The sequence below is a fragment of the Salinibacterium sp. ZJ450 genome (assembly GCF_011751885.2).
In the GTDB taxonomy this organism is placed as follows: Bacteria; Actinomycetota; Actinomycetes; order Actinomycetales; family Microbacteriaceae; genus Ruicaihuangia.
In genome coordinates, this window is the sequence record NZ_CP061771.1 from 2,334,247 (window position 1) to 2,348,416 (window position 14,170).

The 14,170-nt window shown below is 67.5% G+C and carries 17 protein-coding genes; 3 read left to right on the top strand and 14 right to left on the bottom strand.

Annotation, left to right across the window (positions count from 1 at the left end; all coding sequences use genetic code 11):
- Window positions 1-11: 11 nt before the first annotated feature.
- The 7 genes from HCT51_RS11225 to idi are packed head-to-tail and all read right to left on the bottom strand — an operon-like array spanning window position 12 to window position 5,722.
- A complete protein-coding gene (locus HCT51_RS11225; RefSeq protein ID WP_166874109.1) occupies window positions 12-896 on the bottom strand; it encodes a prenyltransferase in 885 nt (294 codons plus the stop codon).
- Window positions 886-1,218 (bottom strand): lycopene cyclase domain-containing protein, encoded by a 333-nt coding sequence (locus HCT51_RS11230; RefSeq protein WP_166874113.1) that lies wholly within the window; start codon window positions 1,216-1,218, stop codon window positions 886-888. The genes HCT51_RS11225 and HCT51_RS11230 overlap by 11 nt, the downstream gene beginning before the upstream one ends.
- Window positions 1,215-1,562, bottom strand: coding sequence for a lycopene cyclase domain-containing protein (locus tag HCT51_RS11235; RefSeq protein WP_166874117.1), 348 nt, complete (start codon window positions 1,560-1,562; stop codon window positions 1,215-1,217). The genes HCT51_RS11230 and HCT51_RS11235 overlap by 4 nt, the downstream gene beginning before the upstream one ends.
- Window positions 1,559-3,163: a phytoene desaturase family protein gene (gene crtI, locus HCT51_RS11240; protein ID WP_166874120.1), complete on the bottom strand. Its 1,605-nt coding sequence runs from the start codon at window positions 3,161-3,163 to the stop codon at window positions 1,559-1,561. Before crtI ends, HCT51_RS11235 begins: the two co-directional genes overlap by 4 nt.
- Complete coding sequence (locus tag HCT51_RS11245; RefSeq protein ID WP_166874125.1) at window positions 3,160-4,053, bottom strand: phytoene/squalene synthase family protein; 894 nt, start codon at window positions 4,051-4,053, stop codon at window positions 3,160-3,162. The genes crtI and HCT51_RS11245 overlap by 4 nt, the downstream gene beginning before the upstream one ends.
- Window positions 4,047-5,114, bottom strand: a complete 1,068-nt coding sequence (locus tag HCT51_RS11250) for a polyprenyl synthetase family protein (protein WP_166874129.1) — start codon at window positions 5,112-5,114, stop codon at window positions 4,047-4,049. The genes HCT51_RS11245 and HCT51_RS11250 overlap by 7 nt, the downstream gene beginning before the upstream one ends.
- Entirely contained in the window at window positions 5,111-5,722 is a 612-nt protein-coding gene (idi, locus tag HCT51_RS11255) for an isopentenyl-diphosphate Delta-isomerase (RefSeq protein WP_166874135.1), read from the bottom strand. Before idi ends, HCT51_RS11250 begins: the two co-directional genes overlap by 4 nt.
- A gap of 114 nt (window positions 5,723-5,836) precedes the next feature.
- On the opposite strand from idi, the gene HCT51_RS11260 reads away from it, so the two are divergent.
- Window positions 5,837-6,364, top strand: coding sequence for a MarR family winged helix-turn-helix transcriptional regulator (locus HCT51_RS11260; protein WP_166874141.1), 528 nt, complete (start codon window positions 5,837-5,839; stop codon window positions 6,362-6,364).
- On the opposite strand, the gene HCT51_RS11265 is transcribed toward HCT51_RS11260, so the two are convergent.
- From HCT51_RS11265 to HCT51_RS11285, 5 genes are read right to left on the bottom strand one after another with little or no spacing between them, the layout of a single operon-like run.
- The gene (locus HCT51_RS11265) at window positions 6,361-6,798 is read right to left on the bottom strand and encodes a pyrimidine dimer DNA glycosylase/endonuclease V (RefSeq protein WP_166874144.1); all 438 of its coding nucleotides are present in this window, start codon (window positions 6,796-6,798) and stop codon (window positions 6,361-6,363) included. The genes HCT51_RS11260 and HCT51_RS11265 overlap by 4 nt on opposite strands.
- Before the next feature lie 47 nt (window positions 6,799-6,845).
- Window positions 6,846-8,213: an MFS transporter gene (locus tag HCT51_RS11270; protein ID WP_224760458.1), complete on the bottom strand. Its 1,368-nt coding sequence runs from the start codon at window positions 8,211-8,213 to the stop codon at window positions 6,846-6,848.
- 22 nt (window positions 8,214-8,235) lie between these two features.
- Complete coding sequence (locus HCT51_RS11275) at window positions 8,236-8,658, bottom strand: MarR family winged helix-turn-helix transcriptional regulator (RefSeq protein WP_166874152.1); 423 nt, start codon at window positions 8,656-8,658, stop codon at window positions 8,236-8,238.
- Window positions 8,659-8,702: 44 nt separating this feature from the next.
- Window positions 8,703-10,259 (bottom strand): SDR family oxidoreductase, encoded by a 1,557-nt coding sequence (locus HCT51_RS11280; protein ID WP_166874157.1) that lies wholly within the window; start codon window positions 10,257-10,259, stop codon window positions 8,703-8,705.
- A 50-nt stretch (window positions 10,260-10,309) separates the two neighbouring features.
- A complete protein-coding gene (locus HCT51_RS11285) occupies window positions 10,310-11,851 on the bottom strand; it encodes a glycoside hydrolase family 6 protein (protein WP_166874162.1) in 1,542 nt (513 codons plus the stop codon).
- A gap of 255 nt (window positions 11,852-12,106) precedes the next feature.
- Between HCT51_RS11285 and HCT51_RS11290 the strand changes: the two genes are divergently transcribed.
- Both HCT51_RS11290 and HCT51_RS11295 read left to right on the top strand, forming a co-directional pair.
- The gene (locus HCT51_RS11290) at window positions 12,107-12,604 is read left to right on the top strand and encodes a bifunctional nuclease family protein (protein ID WP_166874166.1); all 498 of its coding nucleotides are present in this window, start codon (window positions 12,107-12,109) and stop codon (window positions 12,602-12,604) included.
- 59 nt (window positions 12,605-12,663) lie between these two features.
- Complete coding sequence (locus HCT51_RS11295; protein WP_166874170.1) at window positions 12,664-12,936, top strand: DUF2277 domain-containing protein; 273 nt, start codon at window positions 12,664-12,666, stop codon at window positions 12,934-12,936.
- Here the strand turns inward: HCT51_RS11295 and HCT51_RS11300 are convergent.
- Both HCT51_RS11300 and HCT51_RS11305 read right to left on the bottom strand, forming a co-directional pair.
- Complete coding sequence (locus HCT51_RS11300) at window positions 12,921-13,469, bottom strand: ASCH domain-containing protein (RefSeq protein ID WP_166874635.1); 549 nt, start codon at window positions 13,467-13,469, stop codon at window positions 12,921-12,923. The two genes, HCT51_RS11295 and HCT51_RS11300, sit on opposite strands and share 16 nt — an antisense overlap.
- Window positions 13,469-14,104, bottom strand: coding sequence for a CG0192-related protein (locus HCT51_RS11305; RefSeq protein ID WP_166874174.1), 636 nt, complete (start codon window positions 14,102-14,104; stop codon window positions 13,469-13,471). The genes HCT51_RS11300 and HCT51_RS11305 overlap by 1 nt, the downstream gene beginning before the upstream one ends.
- Window positions 14,105-14,170 lie beyond the last annotated feature (66 nt).

The window sequence follows — 14,170 nt, forward strand, 5'->3', positions numbered from 1 at the left end:
CTGTCGCGGGGTTATGGGGTCATGGCGGCATAGCCGATCAGCAGCATGGTGACGAAGAATCCGACCGCGTAGTTGATCCACAGGAACTGTTTCCAGCCGCGGTTGGCGTTCGCGGACTGCGTGTCGCTTAGACGCCAGAACGGCACCACGACGGCCAGGTACGGGATCACCAGCAGCGCGGCCAGCGGGCCGGGCCAGGCGGTGACGAGCATCAACAGCCCGGCGAGCAGCCACGCGCCGCACGCGAAGCGCACGGTGCGGCTAGCGCCGAGCACCGTCGCGATCGACGAGATCTGGCCTTCCCGGTCGGGGATGATGTCCTGCACCGCGCCGAACCCGTGGCTGGCGATCCCCCAGAGGAAGAATGCGACGACGACGGCGAACAGTGCGGGGGTGAACTCGGCTCCGGCGAGTACCAGACCGAACACGGCGGGGCTGACGAAGTGGGTGCTGGAGGTCACGGAGTCCAGGAACGGGATCTCTTTGAAGCGCAACCCCGGCACCGAGTACGCGGCCACCGCGAACAGGCTGACGGCGAGCACCAGCGAGGACGCCGGCGATCCGAGCAACACCAGCAGCACCACGAATGGCACGGCGAGGGCCACCGCGGCGATCAGGGTGGTGCGGTGCACCGTCGGCGCCAGCAGGGCACCCTCCACCCCGCCCTTGCGTGGGTTGGCGACATCCGACGCGTAATCGAACACGTCGTTGATGCCGTACATCGCCAGGTTGTAGGGAACCAAGAAGAACAGGGTGCCGATCACCAACGTGAGGTCGATCTCGCGGGCGGTCAGGTAGTAGGCGGCGGCAAACGGGAACGCGGTGTTGATCCAGCTGATCGGTCGGGATGACACGATCAGCTGGCCCAGCAGGCCCACGCGGCGCTCACGACCCATGGTGTCGCCTGTCGCGGGGGCCGATCAGCAGCCAGAGTGCCGGCAGCAGCAACACCGCGGCCAGCGGATACGCGAAGTCCTCAATCGGCGCCCGGCCGATCAGGATGCCGCTGATGTGTTCGGGCTCGTACGCGAACAGGCCGACGGCGATCATCAGGTTGTCGAACACCGCGGTCAGCAGCAGCACGACCACCGCGGCCAGGGCGACGGCGCCCGCCCAGCGAGTGACCACCGCGCCGCGGTCCTTGGTGCGGGTGACCGCAATCGCCATCATGGCGGCCGCGGCGGCCAGGAACCCGGCGCACAGCAACAGGTACGTCATCGGCGCACCTTCCGGCCGGCGGCAACTCTCCGGCTGGCCGCAAACATCCGCTCGGACCCGAGCAGCAGCACCATCGTGAGGTAGCAGAGAAAGATCAGGAACAGCACCTCTTCCACCGGCAGCTCCGGTGCGAGGAGGATTCCGGTCACGATCGCGGACTCGGCCCGGAAGAAGATTCCGAGGCTGATGCCGAGCACGTCCCAGAGCAGGAAGAAGGCCAGCCCGGCTCCGGTCACCAGTGCGGCCCGCACCGGGTCGCGCCAGAAGAACAGCGTGAACCGGCGGTCGAGCAGCACCATGCAGCCAAGCGCGGCGAGCAACGTGAGCAGGTAGATAGCGCTCATCGCAGCGGCTCCGACACAGGCTCTCGCAGCGGCTCCGGCAGCGGCGTGGTGCTGACGTCACCGCGCAACCGCTTCACCACGAGTTCGGCGCTGATCAGGCACATCGGCAGTCCGATTCCGGGCACCGTGCTGGAGCCGGCGTAGAGCAAACCCTGCACCTTGGAGGACACGTTCTTGCCCCGCAGGAACGCGCTCTGCTTCAGCACGTGTGCCGGCCCGAGGGCGCTGCCCTTCCACGAGTTGAGGGTATCGGCGAAGTCGGCGGGACCTACCGTCTTCCTGACCACGATGCGGTCGGCGAGGTCCGGGATGCCGGCCCACTCGCTGATCTGTCGGATGGCGTCATCCGCAACCTTCTCGACCGCGTCGTCACCGGTACCGGCCACCCCGCCGCCGCCGATGGATGGGTCGGCGGGCAGCGGCACCAGCACGAACAGGTTCTCGTCGCCGTCGGGCGCGACCGAGTCGTCGGTGGCTCCCGGCCTGCAGACATAGATCGACGCGGGTGTCGGGATCGACGGGGTGTCGCTGAAGATGCGGCCGAAGTTGTCGCGCCAGTCGTCGGTGAAGAACAGGCTGTGGTGCGCGAGCTCCGGGATGTGGCCGCGCACCCCGAGCATCACCAGCACCGCACCGGGACCGGCGACCCGGGTGTTCCACCACGACTCCGGGTAGCTCTGGTGCTCGGGCTGCAGCAACTGCGTCTCGGTGTGGTGCAGGTCCGCCGCCGACACCACGATGTCGGCGGCGATGTGCTGCTCGATCCCTACCGCATCCACGTACCGCACGCCGCTGGCCCGCACGCCGCTGGGCTTCTCATCCGTGCTCTCGACCGTGATGGCGGTGACCGTGGCGTCGGTGACGATCTGAACGCCTTCGCCCTCGGCCAGCCGGGCAATGCTGGCGATCACCTCGGTGAAGCCGCCGAGCGGGTAGTAGACGCCGTCTTCGAAGTCGAGATGGCTCATCAGGTGGTACATGCTCGGAGTGGCATATGGCGAGGAGCCGAGGAACACCGCCGGGTAGCCGAGCACCTGGCGGATGCGGTGATCCGAAACATAGCGGCCGATGAAACGGTCAAGGGGCTGCAGCAACAGGCGGGCGAGGCGGCCGCTGCGGCGCAGCACGTCGCGGGTCAGCAACGGCCGGTATGAAGCGAAGGTGCCATAGAGGAAGCGACTGGTCGCCATCCGGTAGGTGTCCTTGGCAGAGGCCAGGTAGCGCGCGATCGCGGCCCGCGAGCCGGGTTCGATCAGTTCGAACGCGGCGAGCGTGCGTTCGCGATCGGCGTGGATGTCGAGGCTGTCGTCATGCTTCTCGAAGAACACGCGGTAACCCGGGTCCAGCCTGCGCAGCTCAAGCTGCTCGGCGGCGGAGGTGCCGAGCAGCTTGAAGAAGTGGTCGAACACCTCCGGCATCAGGTACCAGGACGGTCCGGTGTCGAATCGGAACCCGGCGTGCTCCCAGCTGCCCGCGCGGCCACCCACCTCAGGCTGCGCCTCGAGCAGCGTCACCTGGTAGCCCTCGCGGCCGAGTAGCGCCGCGGTGGCAAGCCCGGCAATGCCGCCGCCGATCACGACCGCGGTTGTGGCACCGGTCATGATTCGAGCCCCCGAACCTGACGGGCAGACATCGACCGCAGCAGGATGCCGAGCTTCACCGCGGTCGGAACGCTGACCCTGGTACGCAACAGATCGGATGCCGGGGTAGCACGCACCCGCCCGGTGAGCACGGAGAACAGTGCGTGCGCGGCGACAATGGCCCGGCGGCATCCGGGCGGCAGTTGCGGGATCACGGCCCGGGCGGCCGCGAGATCCTGCTCGATGTCGGCCACGAGCGCAAGCTTCTGTTCCTCGGTGAAATGGCCGGGGTCGATGTCGGGAAAGTAGCGGCGGCCGAGGGTGCCGAAATCGTCGGCGAGGTCGCGCAGGAAGTTGATCTTCTGGAAGGCCGCCCCGAGCCGGCGGGCGCCATGCTCCAACTGGTGCCGCTCGGCGGCGGGGACGGTCTCACCGGCGAGGAACACGCGCAGGCACATCAGCCCGACCACTTCGGCTGACCCGTAGATGTAGTCGCGCAGTTCCTGCTCGGTGAACGCGACGGGGCTGAGGTCGCGGCGCATCGAGGAGAAGAACGGGGCGGTGAGATCGCTACCGATCCCCGTCTCGCGGGCGGTCTGGGCGAACGAGTGCACCACCAGGTTGGCGCTGTAGCCGAGCCGGATGGCCCGCTCGGTCTCGACCTCGAGCGCATCGAGCAACTCACGCTGGGCGGCGACATCGAGCCCGGCCTGCTCGGCGGAGCCATCCACGATCTCGTCGGCGACCCGCACCAGAGCGTAAATGTTCTCGACGTGCGGGCGCACCGACGGGGCGAGCAGCCTCGTCGCCAGGCCGAACGACGTGGAGTACGCGCCGATCACCCGTGCGGCACTGTCGTGCGCGGCACGCGAATAGAGCGCGAGCCCGGTGGCCTGCGGCCGGCTCACCATTCGCGCTCCACGCAGCGTCGCACCACGTCGGCGAGATCGGCGCGCAGGTGATCGGGCAGCGCCGACTCGGCGAGCACCTGGGTGGCGCGGTCCGCCTGATCGGCAATCACCGACTCAACGAACCGCCGGGCACCGCTCGCCTCCAGCGCAGCTCGCAGATCCGCGGCATCCGCCTCGGACATATCGGGGCGTCCGAACAGCGGCGCCACGCGCTGCCACGCCTCGGTGGTGCTGGCGTAACCGACCAGCAGAGTCTGTTTGCCCTCGCGCAGGTCGCTGAGCGTGCTCTTGCCAGTCAGTTCTTCGACGCCGAACACGCCGAGCACGTCGTCGCGCAACTGGAAGGCCACGCCCACGTGCCGGCCGAACTCGCGCAACGACCGCACGTCGGCGTCGGTCGCCCCAGCGAGCACCGCTCCCCCGACCAGCGGTGCGATGAACGAGTAGCTGGCGGTCTTGTTCTCGATCATGGCGAGGATGTCGGCGGTGCCCGGGCGCACGATCCGGCTGGCGAAAGACACGTCGGCGTGCTGGCCGGCGGTCACAGTGAAGACCGCCTCGTCGAACACGTCGAGCACAGCCATCCGTCGATCGTTGTCGGTGTCAAGGGCCGCGATCAGCCTCTGCGCGGCGTGGATCAGCAGGTCGCCGGCGAGGATCGCGGATGCCTCACCCCAGACCGATGCGGCGGCGCCATCCACTCCGTGCTCGAGCGCGTCGGCGGTGAACACCCCGGCGACGTTCGGGCTGCCGCGGCGCACCAGGTCACGGTCGATCACGTCGTCGTGCATGAGCAGCGCGGTGTGCAGCAGTTCGAAGGCGCTGGCCGCGGCGAGCGCCGCATCAATGTCGGTGCCGCCCAGAGCACGGTACACGGTGATCACGAGCGCCGGACGCAGTTTCTTGCCGCCCACGCTCGCGTCGCGGGCCGCCTGCCACAGGCGCTGGTACTCGGGCCCGTGTGCGGCGGCCTTGCGAATCTGGTCGTCGAAGAATTTCTGCAGGCGAACCCCGACGGCGCTGGCACCGTCGAGTTCGCGGGTGGGAGTCGTCGTGCTCATGGCTGAGACAGTCCCGTGTTCAGGTAGTCGCCGTCGCTGGCCTGCGGGCTGCCGCCGAGCAGCGACAGCAGCTGCGCCTGCATGACCAGCCACGGGCTGAACGCCCAGGGCGTCAACCGGATCGACGCGCCGAGCGCCGACGGAATCACCCAGGCGAAGTCCATCACCTCGTGCGGGTGCGGGACAGGAACATCGTCGGTGTGGGCGACATAGACCGGGCAGATCTCGTTCTCGACGATGCCGGATGCGTCGGTGGCGCGGTAGCGGAAGAGCGGTAGTTCGAGCTGCACATCGCTGATTCGGATCCCGAGCTCGTAGGCGGCACGGCGGTGCACGGCCGACATCACGGGTTCGGCAGGCTGCGGATGTCCGCAGAACGAGTTGGTCCAGACGCCCGGCCAGGTGGCCTTGCCGAGCGCGCGGCGGGTGACGAGCATGCGGCCGGAGGAATCCAGCACGTGGCAGGAAAACGCAAGGTGAAGCGCGGTATCCACCCCGTGAACACTGGACTTCGGAGCCGTGCCGACGGCGGCACCGGTTCCATCGAGCAGCACTACGGCGTCGCCGATTGCGTTGCCTATTACCTTGTCGCTGGTGTCGAGTGTCATAGCTATCTCCGCTTATTACTAGCCAAACTAGAAAGTAGATTAGCATGAATTATCTCAAGCGGATAGGCTGCGGGTATGGACAAAGACGGGCGAGCTCGGGGCATAGCCGGCTCTATGCACGACCCGCGCGTCACCGATCCGGGTCAGCAGTTGGTGCATCGAGCAGGGATCGACGACGCCGCGATGGACCAGATCGTTCGGGTGATGGATGCCGTGCGTGACTGGCGTCAGGCCGAGCAGCGGATGAGCGAGGCATCCCGCAAGTTCATGAAGCTGAACGAGACCGACATGCGGGCGATCCGGTTCCTGATCGCCGCGAAGAATCAGGGCATGGTCGCGACACCAGGCGCCCTCACCGAGCACCTCGGAATTTCCAGCGCCTCAACGACCAAGCTGCTTGACCGGCTGGAGCGCGGCGGCCACATCACGCGGGCACCGCACGCGACCGACCGTCGAGCGCTGGCCATCTCCGTGACCGAGCACACCCACGTCATCGCCAGGGAAACGGTGGGACGCCAGCACGCGCGGCGCTTCGACGCCGCCGCCCGCCTCAGCCCGGATGAGCGCGAGGTGGTCATCCGTTTCCTGAATGATCTGAGCGCCACCGAGTTCGGCGAGAACGACGCTCGCGGCAGCGACTAACCGGGCAACCGCTCCCAGGAGGCGATGCCGCCCTCGACCGGGGTGAACAGCGGGTGCGGGTCGGGCTGATCCACCGCGGACCAGAGGCGCGCGACATCCGGACTCCGCTGCTCCAGCTTGCGGAGCAGGTGTGCCCACTCGTACTGCAGTTGCCCGGTCGGCACCGGCACGGCGATCGCGCTCGTCGGCGGGCACAGGATCTTCTCCCGAGCGAACCGGTAGCCGCGGGCGTCGGCCTCGTCGACGATCGCGGCAAGGTAGCAGCCGATCGCTGCCATCGGGTCAGGCGTGGCGCGGAAGCGTTCGAGCTGCGGATGCCGCGAATACCCACGGCCTGGGGCGTGCAGCACCGCCTGCGCGAGCAAGCCCTCCCGCCAGCAGGCGGTCAGCGCCTGCCGGTCGAAGTAACGGGGGTGCACCGACCACAATCTCACCCCGTAACGGTAACGCGCCGCTCGGCGACACCTGACCGCCGACCGAGTCACCGGATATAGCGGCGTCGCTCCGTGATCAGGGTACGGATGAGCAGTGCGACGAACACCGCCGTGCAAACCAGCGCTCCGATTGCCAGCGTCGCACTGATTCCGGCCCCGGTCGGGTGAAGATCCGGCGCCATGTTCGCCGCGAGCACGGCACCCGAGACCGCTGTACCGAACGAGCTGCCCACGGTGCGCAGAACCTGGTTGAAGCTCACCGAACTGCCCAGCTCTTCGATCGCCACGCTGCGGGCGATGAGCGCTGGCATGGCGGCATAGCTCGTTCCCACTCCCAAACCGAACACCAGCATCCCGATCAGGATTTCCCAGAGCTCAGTGTGGGCGAACCAGAGCAAGGTTCCGGATGCCGCCATCATGCCGGCGCCGATCGGCAGCAGCGTCGTGAGGCTGATTCGGCGGGACAGACGGCGCACGAGTCGGTTCGCACTGAAGCTGCCCACCGACAGCGGGAACATCACAAAACCGGCCCAAAACACGGGCAGCGCAATGCCGTAGCCGGTGGAAGCCGGGGCCTGCGCGATGAGGCTGGAAATCGAAAGCCCGATGTACAAGGCCGCGCCCAGCCCGATAGCCGCGCAATTGGCCAGTAGCACTTCCCCGTTCCGGAGAACACGAAGGTTGATCAACGGATTCCGCTTCCGCAGTCCCGCCCGAACCCAGGCCGTCAGGACGACCGCCGCGAATACGAAGGTGCCGATGGTCCACGGTGAGCTCCATCCCCAGTTCGGGCCCTCACTGACACCGAGGAGCAGGGCGCCTAAGCCGAGACCGAGCAGACCCGCGCCCGTGTAGTCGAACGGCACTCGTGCCGCCTGCTCGTCGGGTCCCGCTGGCACGATGCGAAGGACCACAAGAATCGCCGTGACCACAAACAACGCGGCGAACCAGAACGCGAAGCGGAAGTCGAAGAGTCCCGCGATAATCCCAGTCAACGGGTAGCCGACCCCGAGCCCGGTCGCCACGGTCACTGACAGGCTTGATATGGAGAATTGCACTTTGTCGGCCGCGACGTATCGCCGGGCGAGGGCGATCGTCACCGGAACGATCCCGTAGGTGAGTCCCTGAAGCGCCCGCCCCACTAGGAATACCGTGAAGTTCGGTGCCACTGCCGCCAGTATGGAGCCGACGAGGATGATCGACAGCGCCCACAGCAGGAGCCGCTTCTTGTGGGGTCCGTCGCTGAGCCGGCCCATGACGGGAGTCGCGACCGCGCCGACCAACAGGTTGATAGTGAGCATCCACTGCGCCGTGCTGACCGAAACATCCATCTCGCGGGAGAGAGTGGGCACCAACAACATGCCTAGCGAACTCACGATCGCGGTGGAGAGCGCCGCGTAGATCAGCGCCGGCACCAACCTCGAGCGTGGAGCCCGATCAGTCAACGGATGCCTCAGATCCCAACTTCCGGAGGATGGGGATGACGGCCTTGAGTGCCGTCCGTTCGTCCGGCGTCAACCGCTCCGCGATTGCCTGGTCAAGCCACCCCTGAGCGGCCGCCAACTCCTGGGCAAGCTTCTGCCGGCCCACGTCGGTGAGCTCGATCCAGGTCCGGCGACGGTCCTCGGCGTCGGGTACCCGCACGACCAATCGCAGTCGTTCAAGTTCCCGCGCCGCGAGCGAGATGGCCTGGGGGCTGATGTGAACTACGGTGGCCAATTCCGATGTAGTCGCGCGCCCATGTTCCGCTAGATGCCGAAGCACGCCCACCTTGCCGGGGGAAAGCGTTCGTTCGAGAGTCAATCGTCTCAGCAGCGGGTGCAACGTCTCGAATAGTGCGCGGGTTATCTGGTCAGGCATCCCCCCATTATACAAGTAGCTTGATAAAGCTACTTGCGCATCTGTCACCCGGTAGCGGTAACGGTGGCGCGCTCCTGCTCGGTGGAGGGTTGATCGGTGACTGCCGCGCCGGCGTCCGGTGTGGCGACATGTTCGCCGCCGCGGCGCTCGGCCTCGGCGATGATGCGGTTCGCCATGCCGGTGAAAATGACGCCGTGGAAGGGCAGGATGCCGTACCAGTACAGCCGCCCGGCGAGGCCCTGCGGAAAGAACACCGCGCGCTGCCGGTAGCGGGCGCCGGTCGAGGTTGGGGCGGTTTCCAGCTCGAGCCAGGCGCGTCCCGGCATCCGCATCTCGGCACGCAGTCGCAGTGATCTGCCGCGTTCCAGCTGCTCCACGCGCCAGAAGTCGAGGGCGTCGCCGGTGTGCAACCGGTCGGCGTGGCGGCGTCCGCGCCGCAGTCCCACTCCCCCGAACAGCTTGTCTAACCAGCCGCGCAGCGCCCAGGCCAGCGGGAACGAATACCAGCCGTTGCGGCCACCGATCCCCTCGATCACGCTCCACAGCTGGCCGACCGAGGCCGTCGTCTCGCGCTCCTTCAGGTCGGTGTACACGGTGTGCCCCGACCAGTCGGGGTCGCTCGGCAGCGGGTCGCTCGGCGCGCCGTGCACCGAGGCGTTCTGCCAGGTGGTCTCCACGTCGGCGTCCCGCACCTTGGCCAAGGCCAGTCGCACCGCCCGGCGGTAGCCGATCAGTCCTTCGGCCGGCCGGGGAATGTAGTCGTCGATGTCGCGCTCGCGCACCACGCAGTCGTACTGCAGCGACTCGATGATCGGCACCGCCAGCCTGCGCGGGATGGGCGTCACCAGGTTCACCCACTGCGAGGCGAGCCACGGCGTGAGCACCGGCAGCGCCGCGATCGGGCGTTGCGCGAGGCCGGCCTCGACGGCGTATCCGTTCATCATCTGGCCGTAGCGCAGCACGTCCGGCCCGCCGATGTCGAAGGTGCGATTCACCGAGGCGGGCAGGCCGGCTGCAGCGATCAGGTAGTACAGCACGTCGCGGATGGCGATCGGCTGCACCTTGTTGCGCACCCAGCGCGGCGCCGGCATGTACGGCAGCACGTCGGTCAGGTGCCGGATCATCTCGAACGACGCCGACCCGGATCCGATGATCACCCCCGCCTGCAGTGCCGCGGTGGGCACGCCGGAGGCGAGCAAGATCCGCCCCACCGCCGCGCGGGAGCGGAGGTGCCGTGACAGCTTCCTGCTGTCGGGATGCAGCCCGCCGAGGTAGACGATGCGGGACACCCCGGCAGCGGATGCCGCGGTGGCGATGTTGGTGGCGGCCGTGATCTCGAGTTGTTCGAAATCGCCCTGCGCCGCCAGCGAGTGCACCAGGTAGTAGATGACGTTGACATCAACGGATGCCGCGGCCACGCCATCCGCGTCCTGCAGGTCGCCCTGCACGATCTCCACGTCGCCGGCCCACGGTACGTCGGTGAGCTTCTGCGGGGCCCGCACGATCACGCGCACGCGGTAGCCGGCCTCCAGCAGCCTCGGCACCAGTCGTCCGCCGACGTACCCCGTCGATCCGGTCACCAGAGCCAGCGCACCTGTCATGGGGTGACACTACGGGCTGTGGCCTCGCCCAGAGCGGATTCGGTGTGCCCTCACAGGATGGAGTTCGAGGCGAGTTCGATGGCGATCTCATCCCACCAGGTGCCTGCCGCGGGCCCGCCGTTGCAGAGGCCGTCCGAGGTTCCGACGGTCTTGATCCAGAGGCTGGCGTCCTGGTTGCCGTGGTTGGCCACGCCCGGGACCTCGCCTAGCGCTCGCCCGCGCGGGTTGCACCATTCTCCGTTGGCACCGTTGCCGTTCCGGCTGGTGTCGATCACGTAGTTCTTGCCGCCGAGCAGCCGGGACAGCTCATCGGCGTAGGCGCGCTCCTCGGCGGTGTGCTTGTAGTTGGACACGTTGACCGCGAACCCGCGCACCTCCTCGACCCCCGCTCCGACGAGCCGGCTCGCCATCTCCGAGGGCGGCACGGAGTTGCTCGTGCCGGCATCGATGTACACGGTGGCCCCGCTGGCTGCCATGTTCTTCGCGGCATAGTTCAGCAGGCCGAGGCGGTCGCCCTGCAAGTCGGGACAGCGACCCAGCTGCAGGAGTGCATCCGGCTCCAGCACCACGGCGAGGCGTTTTCCCGCGATGCCTGCCGCAATGGCCCGGATCCACTCGTAGTAGGCCTCTGCCGACAGCCCGCCGGCGGAATGCCCAGTGCAGTCCCGGCCGGGAATGCCGTAGATGACGAGCACGCCTGTCTGCCCGGCGTCGAGAGCGCGCTGCGCGTATTGCGACACGGTGGTCTCCGTCTTCGTGAGCGGTGTCCAGTCGCCCACCCACTTGGTTCCGGCGTATCTGCTGATCTTGTCGATTTCGGCGGCCCCGACGAGGTCGCCGCCGAGGCGGAGGCGGGTGGCCGCTGCCACTGACGGATGCGCCGGATCAACATACGGCGTGCTGGTCGTGAATGGGTTGGATCCTAAGTCGGCCGATTCAGGGACCATCGGCGTCGGTGACCCTTCGCCGCGCCACTGCGCGTCGCTGATCGGCGTTGCCATCCCGTTCACTTGCTTCACCACCTGACTACTCCCGACATCCCTCAAGAAGTACGTGTTTACCCTCCGGGTGATCGTCAGGGTGTCCACTGCGGCGTACTCGGCGTCCGTGGCGTGGCGCCATGTTCCGAGTGGGGCGCGCACCAGCAGTTCCTGCGGCGCCGAGGCGTAGGTGTAGTACTCCAGCGCCGGTTGCCGGTCAACGTTCCGCGGTGTCGGTGACCCTTCGTAGCTCCAGTGCAGCTCGGTGAGCGCTGTCACGGTTTCTCCGGTTACCTTGAACAGCTGGCCATCGGCCTCCACTCGCAGGAACTGGGTGGACCGGTGGGTGATGGCATCGGCCGGCACGAGAGCGACCTCGGCGGGCGTCAGGGCCTTCCAGCCCGTGGCGGTCTTGCCGAGAGTCTCGCTGGGTGTCGATGCATATGTGACGTACGCCGTGTAGGTGCCGGCCGCGGTAGCAGGCACCGGTGTGGTGCCGATCAGGAACGCGGCAGCGACGGCCACGGCGATGGTGGTGGTGCTGGTTCTTGTGCCAGTGGTTGTGCGGATCTGGCCGATTTTGGGCACGACGAATAGAGCGAACATTTTCATGGTGATTTCGCTTCCCAGAGGTGGATTTCTGGCCGGTCTACGCATACGAGACGGGACTCTGAGCCAGGAGAGCCTCAAGCATCACATCGCGGCCGGGGGCAGCGGAAGCCTCATTTCGGGGGACGTGCCACGCCACCCGCGACGAGGCGACGGTGACCGGTAGGCAGATTCCGGTTGGCAGATTTAGGTGAGACCTTCACCCGGCTGACCTACCATGACAGGGTCAACCCATTTCCTTTCCGGAAGGGTGCCAGCATGGTCAACGTGCGCATCGCCGGCGTCGCCATCGATTCCCGCGGGCAACACCTCATTCTGTTGAAACCGCTCACCGACGACGCGGGCACCGGCCGGATGCTGCCGATCTGGATTGGCCCGCAGGAGGCCACGTCGATCCTGATTGCGCTCGAGGGTATCGAGCCGCCGCGGCCGCTGTCGCACGACCTCATGACGACGCTGCTCGCGGCGGTGGGCGCCACCGTCGAGCGCGTCGACGTCACCCGCATCGACGAGGGCACCTACTACGCGGAGATCACGCTGCGCACCGCGCACGGCACGCTGGTGATCGACTCGCGCCCGTCCGACGCGATCGCCTTGGCAGCCAGAGTCGACGCCCCCATCTCAGTCGCCGACGAGGTGCTGGAGGAAGCGGGCATCGCGGACGAGAGCGAGCAGCCGCACGACGACGAGGAGCAACGGCTGGCCGAGTTCCGCAAGTTCCTCGACGAGGTCGACCCCGACGATTTCCAGGGCTGAGCGGCGCCCGTCATGCCGTTACCCGTGATTAATGCCAGACATCGTTTTACGCTCGATGCATGTGCAGGAACATCCATACTCTTCACAATTTCGAGCCGGCTGCCACCGACGATGAGGTCCATGCCGCCGCACTGCAGTTCGTCCGCAAGATCAGCGGCACGACCAAACCGTCGAAGGCGAACATCGCGGCATTCGAGCAGGCGGTCGAGGAGATCGCCCACATCTCGCGGCACCTGCTCGACGATCTGGTGACGGCCGCTCCCCCGAAGAACCGCGAGGTGGAGGCTGCCAAGGCGCGCGCCCGGGCCGCCACCCGCTATTCGGCAGCCTGACGCGACAGGTGGCCGGCCGATCCGAGCTCCGTGTCGGCAAGCTCCGGTGGCCAGACGATCTGGAACCGCTCGAACACAATCTCGTGGTCGTCGGTGAAGCTGTGCCCGCGGGCGGCGCAGGTGCGCTCCCAGTAGCGGCGGTGGCCAGTCAGCCAGCTTTCGAGCGAGCCGTAATCCTCCCCCTCGTCGCGGGCAAACGCGGCATCCGCGCTCGCAATGGTGCCGATCCGCAGCTCCGTGCTGCGCAGGATGACCGTCGGCTTTCCCGGTCCGTCGCATGCCACCCAGTGCGATCCGACCCGCGGCAACGGTTCGTCGCGGGCGCGGAACTCGTCGACGAGGTCGGCGGTCGCCCGCTTCGTGCCATTCACAACCAGCCCGAGGAGTTCGTCCGAGAGTTCGGCCGAATCCCCGAAGCGGTCGACCGCGTGATCTGGGTCAGCATCGGCAGCGGCGGGATGCGCGGTCCCGTACTCCGCCCAGAATCGTTCGGCGGCCGCCAGGTCGAGTGGGGCGGCGGGCGTGCGTTCCATCACGCGCGGTCGGCGACCGCGGCGAGGAGCACCGACTCGGGCTGAGTCTCCCAGGTGCCGGTCAAGGTCTGAAGCACGCGCGTCGGGAGCCCGGTACCGAGTTCGCGAACCAGCAGCAGTTCGAACGCCGGGGTGGTGATGGTGGTCACAGCGCCCTGTGTGGTGGTCTCGACCGGGTGTACCGCGAGGTCGTCGATTGCCTCGCTGCCGCTCCCCCGCACCTCGGCGCTGCCCGGGGTCGGCTCCAGAACGCCTTGCGTCTCAAAGAACAGGTCGGCTTCGCGTCCACCGGCAAGGATTGCCTGCGCAAGCACCTGGGCGTACACCGGGTCACCGACGGCGTCGTAGAACCACCGCGTGCCCAGCACCGAGTGTTCGGAGGTGCCGATCAGCCACGCCTCCGCTCCGGCAAGCGGAGCACCCCGATAGGTGAGCGGCACCTGCAGTTCTGGGCCGTCGCCGGCGCGCAGGATCATCGTCTCGACCCCGACCTCACCGGCCGGGTCGTCGAACCGGTAGGCGGCGACCCGTTCCCACGGCTCGGCGGAGTCGTAGGCCCACGGCTGGTCGTTCAGCCAGGGTGAGATCAGGTCAAGCTTCGAGGGATGCAGTTCTGCTCGATGAAGGATCGCCATCCGGACAGGTTACTGGGAGTTCACGTCAGTCGGCCGACGGTATGGCGCGCACGCGGTTGTTGCGGG